This window comes from Turicibacter sp. H121 (genome assembly GCF_001543345.1).
Taxonomy (GTDB): domain Bacteria; phylum Bacillota_I; class Bacilli_A; order MOL361; family Turicibacteraceae; genus Turicibacter; species Turicibacter bilis.
Genome location: NZ_CP013476.1, coordinates 2,311,026 through 2,331,580, shown reverse-complemented (window position 1 = coordinate 2,331,580; position 20,555 = coordinate 2,311,026). Strand labels below are relative to the sequence as shown.

22 protein-coding genes and 1 pseudogene are annotated in these 20,555 nt (G+C 33.1%); 5 read left to right on the top strand and 18 right to left on the bottom strand.

The genetic code is table 11. From position 1 onward, the window contains the following. Window positions 1-29: 29 nt before the first annotated feature. A protein-coding gene (locus AT726_RS11190; RefSeq protein WP_144436975.1) for an IS3 family transposase occupies window positions 30-1,162 on the bottom strand; the annotation gives its coding sequence in 2 pieces (ribosomal slippage) (window positions 30-901 and window positions 901-1,162; 1,134 coding nt in all). Window positions 1,163-1,554: 392 nt separating this feature from the next. On the opposite strand from AT726_RS11190, the gene AT726_RS13650 reads away from it, so the two are divergent. Continuing rightward, window positions 1,555-1,752 carry a transposase gene (locus AT726_RS13650; RefSeq protein WP_144436974.1) on the top strand — a complete coding sequence of 66 codons (198 nt, stop codon included), beginning with the start codon at window positions 1,555-1,557 and terminating at the stop codon, window positions 1,750-1,752. Window positions 1,753-1,887: 135 nt separating this feature from the next. Here the strand turns inward: AT726_RS13650 and hflX are convergent, their stop codons facing one another. The 3 genes from hflX to AT726_RS11170 form a co-directional block, all read right to left on the bottom strand. After that, a complete protein-coding gene (hflX, locus tag AT726_RS11180) occupies window positions 1,888-3,132 on the bottom strand; it encodes a GTPase HflX (protein WP_237297102.1) in 1,245 nt (414 codons plus the stop codon). 174 nt (window positions 3,133-3,306) lie between these two features. Beyond that, complete coding sequence (gene erm / locus AT726_RS11175; RefSeq protein WP_068759601.1) at window positions 3,307-4,080, bottom strand: 23S ribosomal RNA methyltransferase Erm; 774 nt, start codon at window positions 4,078-4,080, stop codon at window positions 3,307-3,309. A 153-nt stretch (window positions 4,081-4,233) separates the two neighbouring features. Continuing rightward, entirely contained in the window at window positions 4,234-5,112 is an 879-nt protein-coding gene (locus AT726_RS11170) for a methyltransferase domain-containing protein (RefSeq protein ID WP_068759600.1), read from the bottom strand. Between the two features lie 423 nt (window positions 5,113-5,535). Here AT726_RS11170 and AT726_RS11165 point away from each other — a divergent pair, with 423 nt between their 5' ends. Next, on the top strand, window positions 5,536-6,759 hold the full coding sequence (locus AT726_RS11165; protein WP_201023059.1) for an IS256 family transposase: 1,224 nt from the start codon (window positions 5,536-5,538) through the stop codon (window positions 6,757-6,759). 120 nt (window positions 6,760-6,879) lie between these two features. Here the strand turns inward: AT726_RS11165 and AT726_RS12750 are convergent. The 14 genes and pseudogenes from AT726_RS12750 to AT726_RS11105 form a co-directional block, all read right to left on the bottom strand. After that, a pseudogene (locus tag AT726_RS12750) lies at window positions 6,880-7,104 on the bottom strand (IS1595 family transposase); the annotation flags it as partial. 1,009 nt (window positions 7,105-8,113) lie between these two features. After that, window positions 8,114-8,956, bottom strand: coding sequence for a S1 family peptidase (locus AT726_RS11160; RefSeq protein ID WP_068759599.1), 843 nt, complete (start codon window positions 8,954-8,956; stop codon window positions 8,114-8,116). 2,704 nt (window positions 8,957-11,660) lie between these two features. Continuing rightward, window positions 11,661-12,335, bottom strand: a complete 675-nt coding sequence (locus AT726_RS11155) for a hypothetical protein (protein WP_068759598.1) — start codon at window positions 12,333-12,335, stop codon at window positions 11,661-11,663. Between the two features lie 447 nt (window positions 12,336-12,782). After that, window positions 12,783-13,679 carry an N-acetylmuramoyl-L-alanine amidase gene (locus AT726_RS13485; RefSeq protein WP_068759597.1) on the bottom strand — a complete coding sequence of 299 codons (897 nt, stop codon included), beginning with the start codon at window positions 13,677-13,679 and terminating at the stop codon, window positions 12,783-12,785. Between the two features lie 2 nt (window positions 13,680-13,681). After that, a complete protein-coding gene (locus tag AT726_RS11145; RefSeq protein WP_055275811.1) occupies window positions 13,682-14,122 on the bottom strand; it encodes a phage holin family protein in 441 nt (146 codons plus the stop codon). A gap of 37 nt (window positions 14,123-14,159) precedes the next feature. Next, window positions 14,160-14,354 (bottom strand): P27 family phage terminase small subunit, encoded by a 195-nt coding sequence (locus AT726_RS13645; protein WP_262955215.1) that lies wholly within the window; start codon window positions 14,352-14,354, stop codon window positions 14,160-14,162. Window positions 14,355-14,376: 22 nt separating this feature from the next. After that, window positions 14,377-14,550 (bottom strand): hypothetical protein, encoded by a 174-nt coding sequence (locus AT726_RS12895; RefSeq protein WP_158508553.1) that lies wholly within the window; start codon window positions 14,548-14,550, stop codon window positions 14,377-14,379. 433 nt (window positions 14,551-14,983) lie between these two features. Beyond that, a complete protein-coding gene (ssb, locus tag AT726_RS11135) occupies window positions 14,984-15,523 on the bottom strand; it encodes a single-stranded DNA-binding protein (RefSeq protein WP_068759595.1) in 540 nt (179 codons plus the stop codon). Between the two features lie 142 nt (window positions 15,524-15,665). Next, window positions 15,666-16,034 (bottom strand): hypothetical protein, encoded by a 369-nt coding sequence (locus tag AT726_RS11130; protein ID WP_068759594.1) that lies wholly within the window; start codon window positions 16,032-16,034, stop codon window positions 15,666-15,668. A gap of 28 nt (window positions 16,035-16,062) precedes the next feature. Beyond that, the gene (locus AT726_RS11125; protein WP_055242852.1) at window positions 16,063-16,242 is read right to left on the bottom strand and encodes a hypothetical protein; all 180 of its coding nucleotides are present in this window, start codon (window positions 16,240-16,242) and stop codon (window positions 16,063-16,065) included. Beyond that, complete coding sequence (locus tag AT726_RS11120) at window positions 16,239-17,150, bottom strand: rolling circle replication-associated protein (protein WP_144436973.1); 912 nt, start codon at window positions 17,148-17,150, stop codon at window positions 16,239-16,241. The genes AT726_RS11125 and AT726_RS11120 overlap by 4 nt, the downstream gene beginning before the upstream one ends. Window positions 17,151-17,304: 154 nt before the next feature. After that, window positions 17,305-17,520 (bottom strand): hypothetical protein, encoded by a 216-nt coding sequence (locus tag AT726_RS11115; RefSeq protein ID WP_068759592.1) that lies wholly within the window; start codon window positions 17,518-17,520, stop codon window positions 17,305-17,307. 31 nt (window positions 17,521-17,551) lie between these two features. Further along, a complete protein-coding gene (locus AT726_RS11110) occupies window positions 17,552-17,878 on the bottom strand; it encodes a hypothetical protein (RefSeq protein WP_068759591.1) in 327 nt (108 codons plus the stop codon). A 25-nt stretch (window positions 17,879-17,903) separates the two neighbouring features. Further along, window positions 17,904-18,176: a helix-turn-helix domain-containing protein gene (locus tag AT726_RS11105; protein ID WP_144436972.1), complete on the bottom strand. Its 273-nt coding sequence runs from the start codon at window positions 18,174-18,176 to the stop codon at window positions 17,904-17,906. Window positions 18,177-18,483: 307 nt separating this feature from the next. Here AT726_RS11105 and AT726_RS11100 point away from each other — a divergent pair, with 307 nt between their 5' ends. The 3 genes from AT726_RS11100 to AT726_RS11090 all read left to right on the top strand — a co-directional run bounded on the left by AT726_RS11100 (window position 18,484) and on the right by AT726_RS11090 (window position 20,545). Next, window positions 18,484-19,113: a LexA family protein gene (locus AT726_RS11100; RefSeq protein ID WP_068759589.1), complete on the top strand. Its 630-nt coding sequence runs from the start codon at window positions 18,484-18,486 to the stop codon at window positions 19,111-19,113. Window positions 19,114-19,185: 72 nt separating this feature from the next. Then, on the top strand, window positions 19,186-20,127 hold the full coding sequence (locus AT726_RS11095) for a recombinase family protein (protein ID WP_068759588.1): 942 nt from the start codon (window positions 19,186-19,188) through the stop codon (window positions 20,125-20,127). After that, window positions 20,084-20,545: a hypothetical protein gene (locus tag AT726_RS11090; protein WP_068759587.1), complete on the top strand. Its 462-nt coding sequence runs from the start codon at window positions 20,084-20,086 to the stop codon at window positions 20,543-20,545. The genes AT726_RS11095 and AT726_RS11090 overlap by 44 nt, the downstream gene beginning before the upstream one ends. Window positions 20,546-20,555 lie beyond the last annotated feature (10 nt).

The following is a 20,555-nucleotide window of genomic DNA, read 5'->3' as shown; positions in this document are numbered from 1 at the left end:
ATTCAATCCCCTGGATTGTCAACACTAAACTAAACAACTTTTTTAAGGGTGTTTTTACGATACTCAACTGGGGACAAATAACCTAGTGAAGAGTGGATCCTATGATTGTTATACCAGTTAACGTAGTCGGCAAATTCATAACCTAGTTGTTCTTGGGTTTCAAATATCTGATGGTTTACAAATTCTGTTTTGATTACTTTATAGGTCACTTCTGCAACAGCGTTGTCATAGGGACATCCCTTCATACTTAAAGAGCGTTCAATTTCAAATACCTCTAAAATCTCATCAATGATTTTATTCTTAAATTCGTTACCTCGATCCGTGTGGAAAATCTTGATTTGACTTAGGTTAGTTTGGACTGTACTGAACGCCTTCTTAACTAATTCTGCATCCTTATTAGGCCCAGAGCTATAACCGATAATTTCACGATTAAACAGGTCTACAAGCACACAAAGATAGTGCCAGCGATTTTTTACACGAACGTACGTTAAATCACTGACAACAACGTTTAAATGTGGTTGTTCATCAAAGTTACGATCCACGATATTTTCAGTGTTATCTTCGTTACATTTAGCTGTATGCGGCTTAAATTGAGCAACGGTATAATTCGATACAAGGCCTTCTTGTTTCATGATACGACTAATACGACGACGTGAAACTTGTTGTCCCATCTTTTTTAACTCTTGCTTAATTTTTCGAGTCCCGTAATTATTTCGGCTTCGACGAAAAATCTCAATGATATCAGTAACCAGTTGAGTTTCATCTTTCTTCGGTTTAGACTCATAATAATAAGTGCTACGAGGCACATTAAGGACTTTGCACATCGCTGAAACTGAATATTTGTGTGTATTGTTTTTAATCACATTTATCTTCGTCCTAAGATCAGCGCGGCTTGCTTTAAAATATCATTTTCCATTTCCAATTGCTTAACTTTTTTACGAAGTTGGATTAACTCCTGTTCTTCTTCTGAGCGGTTATCTTTCTCCTTAAAAGAACCTGTAGAAGTTGACTGTTTAATCCATTTATCGAGTAAAGACGATGAGATATCGTATTCACGAACAATATCACATTTACGTTTCCCATTTAAATAAAGCTGGACTAATTGGTTTTTAAATTCATCTGTATACGTACGGCGTGGTCTACGAGTTTTAGTTTGGGTCATGTTAAAGCTCCTTTAGATTGATATTATTTATAATTCTACATGACCTTAAAAAAACTGTCTAATTAATTGTAACCTATCCAAAATTATGAAAGAAGATTTAAAGATACAGATTTATTTGAGGTTATATTCAAAAAAATATTAGCTCAAGCTACGCTTAATGGATTTATTGATTCATCTAATATTTTCATAGATTCTACTCATATAAAAGCAAGTGCAAATAAAAAGAAATACAATAAAATAGAAATTGATATGCAAGCAAAGAAATATCAAGATTTATTGAATAAAGAAATTAATGAAGATAGATTAAAACATGGTAAAAAACCTTTAGCTAAACCTGATTTAAGTGTAAAAAAAAACAAAAAATAGAGAGTAAAACAGATAAAGATAGTGGGATGTTCTTTAAAAATGAAAAGGAAAAATGCTTCGCATATTTATCTCATACAGCATGTGATAAAAATAATTTTATTTTAGACTTTCATATAACTCCTGGCAATATACATGATAGTGTAGCCTTTTCTGACTTATATAAAAAGTTAGGCTATGTTAGCTTTCTTCGTGATAAATATGGCATAAAAATAACCACACATTAGTATTTTCAATATATTGAATTCTAAGATGTGGTTATTTTTATAGATTGCTTCAAATTGTTCGTGCTTTATTAATTTTGTAATTTAATTAATTCTCAACTATAGTAATATACTTTATATCATATATCTAAGTTAATGCTAAATTATGTATTGTTTATATTTAACATACTCTTTTTCACTAAATTCAATATTGAATATTACTCCATCCTCTATATATTCAGAGTCTAAGATAGTTGCATTCTCCATTATATTAGATATCATCTTTCCTTCTGAATATGGAATTTTTAACTTAAATCTTATATAATCTTCAAATACTTTTTCACAAATAGATTCTATTAATCTATCTATTCCTATATCTCTTTTAGCTGAAATTAATATTTTATTATTATCTAATTTATCTAAATCAATTAAATCAATCTTATTATATACATAAATCATAGGAATATTATCAGCTCCTATTTGGCTTAATGTTTCATTAGTAACATCTATCTGATTTTTATAATTAGGATTAGATATATCTATAATATGAACTAATAAGTCTGCATCGCAAACCTCCTCCAGTGTTGATCTAAAAGCTTTAACTAAGTTATGAGGCAAATCGCCTACAAATCCAACTGTATCATACAGTAAAAAAGATTTGTTATTATGTAGTTTAATATTTCTAACATAAGTCTCCAATGTTGCAAATAGCATGTTTTTTTCAAATACTTTTTTATCTTCTTTATTAATAAACTTTTCAACTAATACATTCATAACTGACGATTTACCTGCATTAGTATATCCTACTAGCGCTACATTAGGTATGCTAGATTTTTTTCTTTTGTTTTTTTGAGTATTTCTTTGATACTTCAATATTTCTAATTCCTTGTTTAAACTAGCTATTCTATCTTCTATACGTCTACGGTCTAGTTCTAACTTCGTTTCTCCTGCTCCCCTATTTTTAGTACCAACTCCACCACTTTGACGACCTAGGTTTTCATTGGCACCAATTAACCTTGGGAGTTCATACTGAAGCCTTGCAACCTCTACTTGCAACTTAGCTTCTCTTGTTTTTGCTCTATTTGCAAATATATCTAGTATTAAAGCTGTCCTATCTATAATACTACACTTTACTTCTTCTTCAATATTTTTTATCTGTGATGCAGATAATTCATTATTAAATACTATTATTTCAGCATTCATCTCTTCGATTAAATCTCGTAATTCTTCAATTTTACCACTACCCATATAGAAAGTTGGATTTATCTTCTTTAAATTTTGCTCCATTTCTCCAACTATTTCTATATCACAAGCTATACATAAATTCTTAAGTTCTATTATAGATTCCTCAAAATTATTTTTATTATTTATATTAATTCCTACAATTATTCCTTTTTTTATCATCTTCATAATCTCCTGTAATTTTATATTTAAATATTAACTTTAAATATCACGGGATTATGACTCTTTATTAAATTAAGATAATAGCCACAACCCGTGACTTATCCTCTTAATCTTATTGAAGCTATTCCACCATTCATAATCATTTTAACACCTCCTAATTTAAATCTCTTATTACTAATCTATCTTTTGTTTATATCTAAATAACTGTATCCAATCATTATAAGAAATTTCACTAATATTATTAAGATTTATACCTAGGTATTTAATTACTGCATGAATTTGATTTTTTGTAAATACATCTCTTAAGTTATTAATAGACTTAGATATAAAACTTGTATATTCATTCCATTCATCTTTAGATATATCATATTTATATTTTCTTTTAAAATATACTAAGACGCAATCTACACTAGGCATTGGATGGAAGTCTTCTCTATTAAAATAGTGCACTATCTTAATATCAAATTTAGTTTTTAAAAGTAATGATAATTTACTCTCTCTAGGTATTCCCATAAATCTTTTTGCTGCACCTTTCTCCATAACTAGCCACATATCAGTTGGTGGATTTAACTCTTCTAATAATAATTTCTTAATGATCTTTGTTGTTATATAAAAAGGAATATTAGAAAATACCTTATATTCTCTTTTTTTAGGTAATTTCCAATTTAAAAAATCTTTATTAATAAGAGTAACATTATTTTTACTTTTAAATTTATTTATTAAATTTCCATATAAACTTCTATCTAGTTCTATAGCTGTAACCCAATAACTTTTTTCACATAAAGCTTCTGTTATATGACCTTTTCCTGGTCCAATTTCAATAACAAAATCATTTTTGGATATATTTGTTTTTTTTATTAATTTATATATAGTATTTTTACTAGTAATAAAATTTTGCGATACACTAATATCAACTTTTCCTCTATAATTATTACTTTTAGCTTTCATTCATAATCTCCTATAATTTTATATTTAAACTTAAATATTTAAATATCACGGGATTATGACTTTTAATTATGTTAAGACAATAGCCACAACCCGTGCCTTATCCTCTTAATCTTATTGAATGTATACATCCACGTATATTCATTTTATTACCTCCTAACTTTTACCTACTTTACCGACTATAATTTTTAAATCAATCGTTATATTTTCTATATCACATTTAGTTAATTCATTTATTTGTTCTTTGCTCAAACCAGATGTTAATGGCGTCATTTTTATAAAATCTTCTAAATTATATATATTTGTTTTATAAGTGATTCTTTTATCATAGACGATTTCCAAGTTATCTTTAAATGAATTTATAACATTTTTATTAGAGTAAGTGTCTTTTTTTATTTTATCTTTTATTTTAGACCTTATCTCTTTTAAGTAGTGTTCATCTGGAATTACTTTTATTACAACTCCACCTTTGTTTAAAACTCTAGTAAATTCACTATAATTCGATGGTGAAAGTATATCTATTATTATATCAAATTTACCATTTTCAAATGGTAGATTTGATAAGTCTGAGACACTCCATAGTATGCTATTTTCGTATCTTGTAGCAAGTGAAATTCCTTCTCTTGATATATCTATTCCAAATAATTTACACTTACTATTTATTTTTTCATCTGAATATAGTTGATTTAAATAATACCCTTCTCCGCAACCAACATCTAGTACAAAATTAGCATTCTTTTTTGACGTATATTTATCCACTATATCCATTATCTCTTTAGAAAGCTCGTCATATATACCATATTCATATATTTTACTTCTAGATTCAAATAATTTTTTATCATATATTGTCTTAGCATTATTCTTTACTAAATTAACATATCCTTTTTTAGATATATTAAAGCAATGGTTATTTTCACATAATACACTACTTTCTTTTATAGATTTTATAGATTTTTTACACACTGGACATCTAAGTATTGATATATTTTCATTAAGTAATTCTCTTAAAACTTCAATCTTTTTTAATTTTCTCATTGTTCATAACCTTCCTATTTCTATTATTCATATAAAATAGCACGAAGTTATGACATTTTATTAAATTTGTTTAACGATAGCCACAACTCGTGCGCTATCCTCTTAATCTGATATATGCAAGCATTATAGCCACCTCCTTATTTTAGTTAATAAAAAAATCCGCTTGAATATAATTAAATACTCCAGCAGATATATGTCTTAAATATATTTATATAATATATATGTAGGAGTTATATCTATTATTTTTAATTTATTAATCATTCTATATAAATTTATCATAAATCTAACTCCTTTCTTGTTTTATCAAATTTAATAGTAACATAAATAATATTCACTGTAAAGTAGAGGTTGTAAGATAAAGTGTGTAAACTCTTAGAATAGTTACCATAATAAGTTAACTAATTTCGAAGGAGTTTATCATTTATGACAAGAAAAGCTGCAATGAATCAATTATTTAACCTCATTCAAGATGAATATGAAATTAAATCTGCTGGTGATATTGAAGCTGCCTTATTAGATATGTTTGGTAGCTTTATCGAACAAGCACTTGAAGCAGAATTAGACCAACACTTAGGTTACAGTCGATATGATTTTCGTAATAAATCAACTTCAAATGCAAGAAATGGACGTAAACCCAAAACGATTCAGACACGACTCGGAGAAACAACAGTGCAGGCTCCAAGAGATCGTGAGGGGTCATTTCAACCTCAAATTGTTCCTAAGCGTCAAACGAATGTGATTGGAATTGAAGATAAGATTCTATCTCTTTATGCTAAGGGATTATCGACACGTGATATCTCTAAAACGTTAGAAGAAATTTATGGATTCGAAACCTCTCATGAAACCATTTCCGCTGTGACTGATAAAGTCATCCCACTCATTCAGGAGTGGCAACAGAGACCTTTGGATGCGGTGTATCCTATCATCTACTTAGAGGCTCTTCATGTCAAAGTGCGTGATGGAATAAGTGCTTCGAATAAGGCTGTTTACTGCATCATAGGAGTATCTTTGGAGGGCCGTAAAGACATCTTAAGTCTCTCTATTGGTGAAGCAGAGAGCGCCTCTTATTGGATGAGTTTGTTAGATGAACTAAAAGCGCGTGGAGTGCAAGATATTTGTATCGCTTGTGTCGATGGTTTAAGTGGTTTTAAACAAGCCATTCAAGCTGTTTTTCCTCATGCCTTAGTTCAACGTTGTTTAGTTCATTTAATCCGTCAATCAACAAAATTTGTTTCTTATCAAGATAGAAAATCATTCTGTTATGACTTGAAACAAATCTATCAAGCCATCAATCAATCGGCAGCAGAACAAGCCTTTAAGACCTTTAAGGATAAATGGAATCCACTGGTACCTTTAGCAGTTAGGGTTTGGGAAAATAACATCGAAGAAGTTTATCAACTCTTTCATTTTCCGAAAGAAATACGAAAAATGATTTATACAACAAACGCTATTGAGAGCTATAATAGTCAATTAAGAAAAGTTCTGAAAAATAAAGGAGCTTTCCCAAATGAAACATCTGTGATGAAATTAATCTATCTACAAACCATGGAATTCACTAAGAAGTGGCAACGTCAAATCTCAAACTGGAGTCAAATATTAAATCAATTATTAATCTTATATCCAGATCGTTTAACACCCTACCTATAAATTTTAAAAATAGTTTACACACTTAACTTGACAGGCTCGTAAAGTATATCGAAGTTCACAATATATAACAATTACGTACTTGTTTTTATTATAGCATTATTTTTACCAATTTATCACTAGTTAAATAAACTGTGCTCTTCTTAATTTAAAATCCTTTACTTTAGTATAAGAATATACTACATTACTTTGTACAATAAAATTCTTAGCTTTAATAGAATCTCTATCAGTTTCAAATATTCTTAGCCATTTAAAGCATTGCATATAGTTTGAGATATATTTACTTGCAACACCGTTAAATCTACCCATCCATTTCTTCAAATTACTATGAAGGCTATTGATGTGTTTACATGATTAGCCTATCCATTGATTATTAGCAGGAATTGAAGTTGGAATAATTCTTGGTAGCGGGATACTCATGCTTATTGAACATTCTTTTTATATCTCTATCACAACAAAATCATGGATACCAACACCGTATCATACCGTGTTGGTTTTCTTAGTCCACTGTTGATAATTGCTACTTCTTTAATCAGTAGATATCGTTTAGTAATCTGAGTAAATAACCGTTCATTTTTGAACCGTTATTTACGTCCTTATTTATAATATGGTTGATAATGATAAAGCCCAATCGTTGTGCCCTGCAACCGTTGGGGCTTTATCAAATTCTATGTACTTAGATTTAGTCTGTAATTAGAAAGAGCACTCTCCCGCTACTAAGAAGTCCCCTCTGTTAAGAAAAACCTAAACATCAAGCCCTAAAGCCCCCAACATCAGCATGATGTGGGCAAATAAGGGGATTGAATGGTTAGGGAATGTCTTGTTTTAAAAGAATTCGCTAAGTGCAAAAATCGTTAGATTTGCACCTTAGCATCAAATAAGAAAAGGCGAATGATGTGCGAACATGATTAGCCTATCTATTTAATATTAGCAGCGGGAATTGAAGTTGGAATAATTCTTGTAGCGGGATGCTCCTGATTTTTTAAAAATTCTTTTTATATCCCTATCACAAAAGAACATGAATACCAACACCGCATTCATGCCGTGTTGGTTTTCTTATGGTTTGTGAAATATCCTTCCACTTAGAAGAATGAGCACTTTTTATGAAGTCTTAACTCTTTAGGAAGTTAGAATTAGAATCATGAAGCGCTAATCGTTGCAAAGCAACCGTTAGTCGCTTCATGCCCCCTTGTATGAAGAAGAACACTAGGTATACTAATGATATTCCCGCTACGTTGAATAATCTTGGTTAAACAAAAAAGCTAAGCAACAAACCCCAACGCCCCAATATCGGGACGATATGGGCAAATAAGGGGATTGATGCTTAGTGATTGCCTGGTTATAAATCCCCCATCCATTATTGAAATTTTTGTCTAAAAAGTCGCTCTAATTCTATAATTCTTTCTGCCTTTATAATTAACCCAAGGTTATTTGGAATAGTTGTAATTGAAATAGGTCTCTGTACTGTTGGTACATCTATGATTCTAACCTCTCCTGTAGTTGTATGCTGTGGTCCCGCATATAAAACTCCCATTAATATCACTCTACTTTTTCCCATGTAAGTATTTCCGTTTTTATCTCTATATCCGCCTTCGTTGAAAATAAAAACTGGTGATCCACTAGAACCTGGAAAACAAGCTGCATCTATCAAGAACTCTTTTTTTCCATTATAATCCAAAATAGGGTTAGTTGCAGTTACACCTTTTCTAAATATCGGCTTATTATTTATACTATCCCAAATACCATTTGGGTAACCTACCATTAATATTTCTTCAAGTGCAGATATTTCTTTTAGTTGCTCCTCTGTTGGTAGCAATGACATATCAAGCGGAATATAAAAAAGTTTCTCTTTTGTTATCTCAACTTCATTTAAAACTGGTGCAATTGGCATAGCACATAAATCAACTTCTTGATTAGGATGGTTTATCCATAATGACTCAAAGTTATTAAACCTTGCAATATAATGTTCTCTATCAGTAGGCTCATTATCATTATTGGCCTTAGTAAATAATAATTGCCCTTGACTAGCCCCATTTATCACATGTTTATTGGTAATTATAACGGGTATATAAGTATTATTTTCTTTATTTTCTAATAATTTAAAGAAAAAGCCTGTACCAGTTCCTGAGCTTCCATCATTATACTGACATTCAATTCTAATTGTTGAATATGCTAGTTGTTCAGATATCGATAACTTCATTTTATTTCCCTCATTTCACCAATTATAGTATATTTATTTAATACTTAATTATATCAAACTGACCCCCAAAATTAAAAATAGAAATATAATTTATTATACAGATATATTATTTATAATAAGATGGTTGTTAATTCTAAAATAGTCTTAACTAAGTCATATCAATGCTTAAGACTAAAGCCTCTGTATTTCAAGCAAAATTTTAGATTACCATAAACAAACCTAATTTTATGATATGGTCTTTTATTTTTTTCATTCTAAATACACATAAATTCACAATTTCTTAAATTATATATATTGGACGTGGATACTAACCGAAACGCCCCATCTCCACCATTAAATATCAAGCCGACCGACCCTTACCATACGCTAGTATGTGGGGTACTTGGAGGATTCAATGTCTAGTGATTCTTTCTTTTTTGGGATAAGGTTTTATTCTCCTTTGTAGCGGGAGGCCTATAATTAATCTGAATGCTTTTTAAATTCATTCTCAAAAAATCAAGGATACCCACACCGCAGCTCTGCCGTGTGGGTTTTCTTATCACCTGTGAAGTATCCTCTCACTTAGAAGAGAGCCATCCTTTTATGAAACATTCACTCTTTAGGAATTTAGTGTTCAAATCATGAAGTGCTAATCGTTGCGAGATCTCCTTGCAACAGTTAGCAACTTCATGAAAACGATGTACCTAGATTATCACTAGGTATAAAAAAGATTTTCCCGCTACGTTGTAGCTACCTTTATTACCTGGGTAACTAACCATCAAGACACACGTCCCTACCATACGCCAGTATGTAGGGCAATAAGTGACTTGATGGTTAGTGATGAAAGGTTCTAGTGCTAAAAATCCAATCAGAAAAGGCGAATGATGTCAAACATGATTCGCCTATCCATACTTTAATATAGCGGGATTAATATGATTATTAAATAACACTAAATAGCAATTCCACTGCTCCAAAATATCCGCAGGATATGCCGGAAGTGGATTGATATTTAGTGGAAATGTAGTCAGATACTTTCTTGTAGCGGGATAGTTTATCCTTATTCTTAGTGCTTTTTTGATTTCTTTCTCAAAAGATGATAGATACCAACACCGCATTGATGCCGTGTTGGTTTTCTTATTAGTTATGATTGATCATTCTCCTTGAAAAGTGATAATTTTTTATGAAAAACAAAATTTTTATAAATAAATGTTTAGGATCATGAAGGGCTAATCGTTGCAAAGCAACAGTTAGCCACTTCATGAAACTATGTACTAAGATAACCACTAAGTATAGAAATCATTTTCCCGCTACTTTGAAATCCTTTTTATTAAATGAAAAAAACTAACCACCAAGACTCCACTCCTAACATACGTCAGTATGTAGGAAACTCGGAGGATTGATGGTTAGTAAGAACCATAGTTTTAGTGCTAAAATTCTAATATGAAAAGGTGAATGATGTGTGAGCATGATTAGCCTATCCATGTTTTAATGTATTTCCTTAGTGAAAATGTAATTAGATATTTTCTTGTAGCGGGACACCTATGGTTAGTCAAATACTCTCTTGTTAATGAAGGCACCATCATCACTTATTTTCAATAAAGTGAATACTTTTAAACATTTATGCCAATAACATTAGGGTGCTACTCCCCCTAGCACTTATAAAAAAATTTACTTTCTACTCTTCCTTATAATTATATATTTACATTAAAGTAAACCCTAATCGTTGCTCCCCCCTGCAATCATTAGGGCTTTTTTCATACTTATACATATTTTTTAATGTTGAAAACATTAGGTGATTTCCCGCTACTCTGAATTACCTTTGTTAAACACAGCAACTAAATATCAAGCCACACCACACCCGCCATATGCAATAGGTGGGTGACTCGGTGGGATTGATGATTTAGTTACTCTTTCTTTTGGGGATAAGATTTTATCTTTCCTTGTAGCGGGATGCTTAGGGTTATTTCAATCACCTTTTAGATCCCTAGCACGATAAAAAGCATGGATACCAAAACCACAGGTGTTCCTGTCGTTTTGGTTTTCTTATTGTTCTTGCTACATGATTTCTTCCTTAATCAGAAGATACTATTTAGTAATTCGATTAAATAACAGTTCAGGATCTACCGTTTACGGATCATGGCTGAACCGTTATTGACGGACTTTGTATTTATATTTCTGTTGATGATGATAAAAGCCCCAATAGTTGCCTTACAACCGTTGAGGCTTTTATCAATTTCTAGGTACTAAGGTTTATTCTTTATCCACAACGAAAACTCTCCCGCTACGATGAATGACCTTTATTAAATACAGTACTAAACATCAAGCCCCACGCCTAACCATACGCTAGGATGGTGGCACTGGCGGATTGAATGTTTAGTGATGACTTTGTTTTAGAATGAAAAATACGATAAGAAAAGGCTAATGATGCAAGTGCATGATTAGCCTATCCATTTACTTATTGTTATTAGGAAGCATTGAAGTTTAATCACGCATGGTAGCGGGATAGGTCCTAATTAGTTCAATCACCTTTTAAATCTATCTCAAAACATGATGGATACCAACACCGCATTCATGCCGTATTAGTTTCTTGTTCATCTTGTGATTTCAGTCTCTTCTTTAATCAGACGATAATCTCTCGTCATAAAAGGAAATAACAGATTAGCGCCTACCGTGGATAGGCTACAATTAATTAGCTCTTTTTTTACTATCAGATTCATTAAATTTTTTAATCGTAATAGTGCATCCCACCTTCTTCAAGTAATGCTGTGAATTTATTTTTATTTAACTCATAACGTTCACTATCTTTTCCATAAATAAGTTCAGAACAATCGATAACCATTTGGGCTAATTTTTCATCAGTCATATCAAATTCCGGAAGTGGTCCAAATCCAGTAATTTCTCCATCACTAGCTCTAATTGCTAAAGAAAACTCTGAACGATCAAATGTAATATTCATAAATTTATCTTTTTCTTTGTGGAGTTCAGATCTAGGTTGAATAAGCTTAGTTAGATAACAAACGAAATCGGAGTAGTGAAAACTACCTTCTTCAAGTAATGTTGTGAATTTATTTTTATTTAACTCATAACGTTCACTATCTTTCCCATAAATAAGTTCGGCACCATCAATAATCATTTGAACTAGTTGTTCATCAGTCATTGTTTTTGCTGTTTGAGGGAGTGGACTATATCCAATGATTTCGCCATTGCTTACCTTTATTTTTAGCGTAAAAAAAGAATCATCAAATTCAACATTTATAAATTCTTCCTCATTTTTATTTACCTTATAAGGATTTACTAATTTTGTATAAGAATCATAAGAATCTACTGATTTTGCATCAACTCGTATACAACTAAAAACCATTAGTAAAGTTAATATTGAAAGCACATATTTTTTAATCATGTTATTTCTCCTTTCTTTATTATTTACTTTACCCCTTAAAAAATAAAAAACACTGAATTGTGTTTTTATTTTTTGGATTATCAACACTAACTGCTGAACTGTTGTTCTCCTCCTTGTATTTAGACTTCTATTTGGTCTGTACGCATTCCCTACTAGCGGAGGATACATTTACTTCGTAAATGGCAGGGGAACCACTTTGTTTTAGGCTATGCAACAAACTCTCTCAGAGTTTGTAATGAAATATCGTCGTCGGGCTTGATTTCGTACACATACAAGATAATAAGTGAGTCGTGTCGGTTATTTTCTCAAACCTTGATTCTATGATTAAATAACAAAAGAGGTGGAAACGGAAGAATCCGAATTCACCTCTTTTTGCTGTTCATTTTTGATATTTGATTTTTGGTATTGTATTTAGGCTTCCACCTATCATTATTATAGCATATTATTTTATATTTTTTGAACGTATTTAGTTGCAGCTGAAATCCATCCCGCTCCTGATTTCAATTGATATAATCCATTTTGTTGGTCCACGATCGTGAATACTTCCCCCTTTTTAACAACTCCGATCACCTCTGAATTAAAATCAGCTTTTTGTCTGATGTTTAACTCGTCACAGATAATCTTAACTAAGAATGTTTTATCTGTTGCAACAACGGTATTAGCACTCACCTGTTCCACGTCATCAACCCAAACCCATGAAATAATATCCGATAACAACAGTTGATCTCCCGCTACCTTTGTGACTTCATAAATCGAGCCTTTCACAAACCATGCCAGTGCTTGTCCTGTGGCATACTGTGTGGCTGATTCCTTCACTCGAACCTTCTCACCGACTTTAAAGCCTGATGAGGAGGTTACGGGCATATCATTTAAATAACTTTTAATCATTTGAATGAAGCCATTCCACCCCTTATCAAGGGTGCGATGGGGGCAATATTTATTTCTAAAATCTTGATGTTTTTTCACCTTTTCAATACCCCAACCTCGCTCTCTTAAAAGATTGGCGATAAAGTGTGCGGCATTTTTTTCAGCCTGATCAAAGCGTGTTCCCCCTGATTTAGAATAACAGATTTCTATGGAAATTCCTTTTCGATTCCCTTCGCCATTCCCATCTCCTGCATGCCAAGTATTACGGTTAATCGGTACACCTTGGACAACCTCTTGATCATCGACGGCATAATGAAAGGAGACTTGATTTTTATTACCAATCATATAGGCAACCTCATTTTGTGCGGTTGCATCATTAGCGGTATTATGAACGACGATAAATTCAGCAGTCATGGAATGTGGACATTTTACCGAATAGTTTTCTGATGCGACTAAATTTTGTTTAATAATATACATTTTTATTTTTCCCCCTCTAATGTAACTTTTAAGCGTTCCACCGATTTCATAATAAAGTTTGGTAATGGTACCCCAACTTCCCCTAAATTCTCAAACAAGCTCACGAGTTCAAAGAGTCCAAAAAAGCCTAACATGACATGGCTAAGTCCAATACATGTCTGTTGAAGCTTGAACACGTCTAACACCTCACTTGGAATGAGCGAAACAAAGTTTAATTCCACAAGAGAATCTACCACAATAAATACTAATAACGCCAATAAGACCCCTGCTTTTCTAATAAGTCCGTTCGTTCCGATGGTTGAATTGATGCCCCGCTTCTGAGCGATGGCTTTAAATATTCCACTGAGAATATCACAGATCATTAAAAAAACTACCAATGTCATTCCCCCAACTGGCACACTAATTTCATGTGAAAAGACCTCTATCATTTTGGTTGCTATCACGTTTTACACCCCCTTTCAGATTAAAACGTAGCCTTCATCATTTACTTAGTTTAGCTCGACTAATAGGACTAAGCCCCAACTGAACGCAACCCTGCCAAAAAATCTTCTGATAGTCTTTTTCAATGTTAGCCGCAGGATTTTTAACGAGCTTTTCCCCTTGCTGAATCAATAGTCCTTCTTGATCTAGTGATTGTCTTGCTTGTCGCATTCGATAAATCGCATAGGCGGTCATTTCAATCAAATCAATATCAAGATTACTTAAAACATCTGCCCCCTCTAAATGCCAGGCCTTTCCCTAGCAATTGAGGATACATTTTCTTCGAAAATGCCAGGTGACCCATCGCCTCATACAACCTTTTGACTTCATCAGGCAATCCCTCTCTTGCACTGTAAGCCAAGTCACAATTTCCTCTTAATTTGTTTTCCATTTTCACTTCCCCTTTCATTTATTGCTATTAAAAAAGCCATTCACTTGAACGGCTTAAAAGAAAATATAAGAGACTTTCTTGAATTTTAAAAAATAGTGATGAGTAAATGGAGGAGATTTTGCAACGCTTGGTGATCGTTACAATAATAATTATACTTCGATTTACGTTTTCATCCCATTAATCCCCACTCCTCACGTATCATCTCGTATGTGTATAGCACATCAGTAGAAAACTAAACATCATTGCAAACTCGGGGAGTTTGCCACGTAACCTAAAACAAAGTCCGTACAGACCAACGATAAGTGTTAAACAGTTCAAACATTTACCGAGGTCCAAAGCCTGTATACAACGTTTGGCGATTATATCCTAAAAAGATATATCAACTATTCTTGAAATAAATTTGAGTGCCATCTTTTTTATCACGAATTATGCCCTAAAAAGGTAAATCATCATCACTAACTGAAATAGGATTCATTGCCCTATTTAAACTCCCAGCCAAAGTTGTAGCGGTTGTAAAGGGATTGTTGTAGTTTTGACTGGTGGGAGAGTAATTAGCATTTGAGAAGTTCGGATCATAAGGATTATAACTTGTTTCAGTAGTGGGATCATGTTGTGCCTTAAAAGTGTCTACTGATTCTAAGGTATTATTACTTTTCTTGGACTCTAAGAATGTGAATCGATTGACTAAAACTTCTGATAGATACTGGCGGACTCCCGCTTCATTCTCATAATTTCTGACTTGTAATCGCCCCTCTACTCCAATCAGCGTCCCTTTAGAAACATAATTAGAAAGAGTTTCAGCCGTTTTATTCCATGCAACACAAGTAATAAAATCTGCCTGTTGCCCACCTTGCTCATCTTTATAGGGACGATTCACGGCTAATGTAAATTGTATATAGTTTGTGCCATTTTTGTTTTGCTTTAATTCGATCGTTTTGGTGGTCCGCCCCACTAAAACAATATTATTAATCATACCAATTCTCCTTTTCTTAATTTAAAGTCAATCTAGTTTCATCGAACAGAATCCCTATAAAGTTTCCTTTCATCACCTTTCTTCTGTCAAAGAAAGGGCTAAAAGTTCAACTTTCACGTTCTTCTAACCGTTCGATTCAACTTTATAAAGCCTCCTTATCATACTTCACTAACCAGTAGCCTTTTGCTTGTCTAACATAATAGGGAATGTTCTGTTGCAATAAATATTCTTCTATCTCTTGTAAGTGATGACGGTAATAACAATAGATGTCACCCGCAGGCTCACAATGAATACACACGCATTCTTGAGATAGAAAAGAGGTGTTCGGTTCACCCACTTTCTGCTTCCCATCATTAATAATATTTAACTGTTCAAAGACACGCTTGATCGCTTCATCTCGTGTGACTGCCCCCTGTTTCACTCGAAAAAGCCCGTGATAATCCAGATTATACGTTTTAGCAAATGTCGATAACTTCATCTGATGCTGCTTCAAATACTCTTGTAACGTCACGGCGATTCTCCTTTCCCGCTTCAAATCATCAGTTATTTAACAAATGATAAAGTCGTTGTTCTAATTGATCACAATGCTTTGCACAAAATTCGGCTCGATTTCTCTGCTCAATGGCAACCAATTCATTATGAATCAAAAGTCTTAAAATACGTTTTGTTTCTGCCAACACTTCAATATCAAATGGATAAATCACTTCTAACTGTTTCATCTTCTCACCCTCATTCGTTTTCGTTTATCTTGCATCCGTGCATAAATATAAAACAAACCATTCCACTCACTATATCTGATTTCAACTTCTTTAAACTGATACATGGGATAGTCTCGCTCTAATTTCTCACCAATCGAATCTTGATTTAACACCATATCCATCACTTTACGCTTACTCATTTTGGTGCGATTCTTTGAGGGCTTGGGTAACACAAGATTTCCTTTACTACTTCCCCATCTCCGTTTCCCCTTTAATCTGAAAGCCGCTCTTTTATACGTTTCTTCATCTTTCATCATGTACTTACAAACCCCAATGAAATTTTCTTCTTTGTAGTAATTAAGCGTTCTAATGGTGGATGAACCTAGTTTCCACTTGGATTCCACTTCTGCTTTGGTTAACCCATTATCCATAATTAAATGAAGATGAAATCGTTCGGTTCCCGTTGTTCCTTCCTCAATGACATACACATATTTCGCATTTTCTAACCCTTTTTTCTTTCTAACTCGGTTAATCCGTCTAAAAAAATTCTTACTTAACCTTTCTGCTGTTTCTAAATCTTGTGGTGCCTCTTTAAACGTTAGGGTACACCAGTAATCACCCGTATAAAAATTTTCATGAACTAACCGTATTAACTTTTTCTTAGCATTTCGATCATTCAAATTCTTCTGTTGCTCACTACTCTCACGACTTTTCTTTTGTTTAAATCGTCTCATCATCTCAGGAATCTCTTTTTTAAATGAGGGATAAATCTCTACTTCTAACTGATTTCCCGCTTTGATGGTTGCTGTGGTATAAGCCACTCCCCTTAACGACTTCACACGATCATTTAATAATTCCCCTGTTTGTTCATCAAATGAATGATTATAAAAACTTTCATAATCATAATTATCAAACACTTTTTTCTTCATCACGACTTCCCCCATTTTAACTCCCACTTATTCGACAAAATCTAAAAATGGTCGACTTGTTAATATCCTATACAAGTTCGTTAAAGAGAAGAATTTCTTCTCTTTTTGTCGAACATCTTTTCTATCTGCTTATCGTGATGAATCATTAGAAATCCTATCCCTTCAATTCATGAATAATCCAACCCGCGACTCGCATCACGGATTTATCACGCTTAGTAATAATATTGATATCTTTGACAATAGCCCCAATCCACGTATGACTTCGATATTCAAGGGTTGCAACTTGTTCATCTCCCCAAATCACTTGATATCCTGTTACAACCCCCTCCTGATTCATCTCATATTCTTTAAACCGAAAACCTGCCAACACGTTTGACTCCCCCCGATCTATCACTCTCTTATTAAACAACTTGTGCCACGACTCCGATGTATGTTTTTTGCATTAACTCTTCACATTGATGACATCTAATGCTTTCTAAATTAAACCCCGATTTTAATTCATAACCGCATGGACACGTATACTCATAATCCTGCGGTTTATCTTTCATACAGCTAATCTCTGTAATCGCCTGATTGGCTGCATTACGATACCATAAAATTTCTTTCCCCTCGTCATATGTCTGAATCTTCAACTTCTTTAAAGTCTTTTTTGTATCGACCGATGCATAACCATAATTTTTTAATGCATCAGAAAATTCAATGATTCCAAGTGGTGTATTAACTTTCATTTCTAATCCCCCTATGATTGCCCCCTTAGTTATCGTTGCTTTTAGTCAACGCATCAGGGAAAAAAATATTTAACAGCTCATCGGGTGTTAAATCTAATGTTTGCATAATTAATTTAATGTCAGAACGCGAAAAACTATCTGGTTTTCGCAGCTTAGCATAGATAAAACTTCTATTAACCCCTAACAGTGCAGCAAATTGAGTGAGATTCATTCCCCTTAATCCAATATAGTATTTCAATAATGCAACATTCATTGTCATTGTATCCCCTTCCATTTCGTGGCTTTTAATCAACTCCATAATATACCAATTTATGACTTTAATCAATAGGAAAGCGCTTATTTTTGTAAATTTTTTATTTTATTCTTCAAAAAGTGTCATGATAGACAAAACAACACCAATTCCCATCAAATGTTATTATCTAGTTCTGTATGTTTATCAAAAGCAACGATTGTTGTATTTTATTACATAAAATAACTTCAAATTGGAAAAAATAATATTAAATCAACAACAGATGTTGATTTCAAGCAACACGGGTAGTATCATTAAAAAAAGGATGTGGTTATATTAGAAAAAAATGTATTAAAAAGGAGATTTAAGAACTGCGATGAACAATACAGAAGTTAAAGACATTATCAAAGCACGAAGAATACAATTAGGTCTTTCTTATAGTGATTTAGGAAAGCTATGTGGAGTTGATAAGACAACGGCATGGAAATGGGAGTTAGGAAAAATTGAAAATATGAGACGAGATAAAATGGTCCTTCTCTCGAAAGCATTAGACATCTCTCCACTTGTATTGCTTGGGATTGAGGAGTATGTATCAGAAGGTACAACTACTTATTCCAATGATAAAGTCAGTGTTTATCATGAAGTGTTTGCTAATAAGTTTGGGGATGTCATAGGTGAAATTAATAATCCTTATTCTAGCGAAACGGGTCACTTTTTCGCCTTAGAAATTGAAGTGAAGGACGAAGGAATGACGGGACTCCTTGTTGATAATAAGGTTTATGCGATCTTTAAAAAGCAGTCAGTGGCGGAAAATGGAGCAATTGTTGCTGTTGCACTAGCCGATGAAAAGGCAATGATTAAGAAGTATTATCACTTTGAGGATGTCATTGTCTTACGATCACCAACTTCTGAAAATGAGAAGCCTATCACAATAGTTGGTGATCAGGTAGATGAGATTTGTATTTTGGGAAAATTCGTTGGGATGGTAAGCCCATTTGTTGATTAATGAATAGTTATTTAGAGAATAAAAAAGGCCTCACACTGAGGTCTTTACTACTATTATCGGAGGAAAAGGAAAATGAAAGTAGCACTGTATGCAAGAGTTTCAACCGAGCAACAAATTGAAAACTACAGCATTCCTTTACAAAAGGAAAGAATGAAAGCGTTTTGTTTGTCTAAGGGATGGGATGACATGACGGAGTATGTAGACGGAGGATATAGTGGTTCTAACCTAAACCGCCCTGCGCTCCAACAGTTGCAAAAAGATATTGCTGATAAAAAGATTAATGCGGTGATTGTTTATCGTTTAGATCGGTTAAGTCGTAGCCAACGTGACACGCTCTATTTAATTGAAGAAATGTTTCTTCCTAATAATGTAGAATTCATCTCAATTTCAGAAACGATTGACACCTCTACTCCCTTTGGTCGAGCGATGATTGGGGTGATGTCAGTCTTCGCCCAACTAGAACGAGAAACGATTACCGAACGTTTACGCTCAGGACGATTTAAAATGGTTCGTGATGAGGGGCTTTGGGCCGGTGGTGCTGATGCCAGTCCCTATGGTTATACCAGACTTAAACGCGGAAAATTAGTGGTCAATGAAGCAGAACGTCAACATATCGTGCGAATCTTTGAGGAATACGTGACGTTAAAGTCTTATATTAAAGTGCAAAAGAAATTAGAAAAAGAAGGGTTCTCCCCTCTACCTGAATATCGTATTATAACCTTACTTAAAAATAGACTCTACATTGGTGAGGTCTCATTCGCAGGCGAATGGTTCAAAGGCTCACACGAACCCATTATATCGGTTGATTTATTTAATGCAGCCCAAAAGGTAAATGAACATTTCAAAGGCTACAATTATGGAAAAATAAAAAATAATGTATTTAGGCACAAAGTGATCTGTGGGTGTTGTGGTGAAACTTACTATTCTTATAGCATAAAAGATAAAAAAAACGGGTGCCACTTACTACTATATGGTGTGTCGTCGTCGCAAACTACCCGCTCGCTACGAGAGTAAATGTTTTAATCGTAATCTAAAACGTTCAGATTTAGAAGAAGAAATCTTTAACCGCATTAAAAACTTAGAAACAAGTGGTGAGATTGAATTTACCAAAAAGACTGAACCGATTGACTACGAGAAAAAGATTAAAAGTATCGATGATAAAATCAATAAACCATTAGATTTATATATGGATGATCGACTTCCAAAAGAAACGCTTGATGCGAAATTAGCCGACTGTAATGCTCAAAAAGAGAAACTATTAACACAATCTAAAGAAACAGAGTACGAAACCTCACTGATGGAAGAATTCATTGAAAACGGGATTCCTAACTTATTTGAATGTGATCTAGACACCCAAACCGCGATTATTGATTTATTTGTCGATAAAATCATTGTGAAAGAGGATGGATTACAAGTGATTTGGAATCAATAAGCGGAGGGAT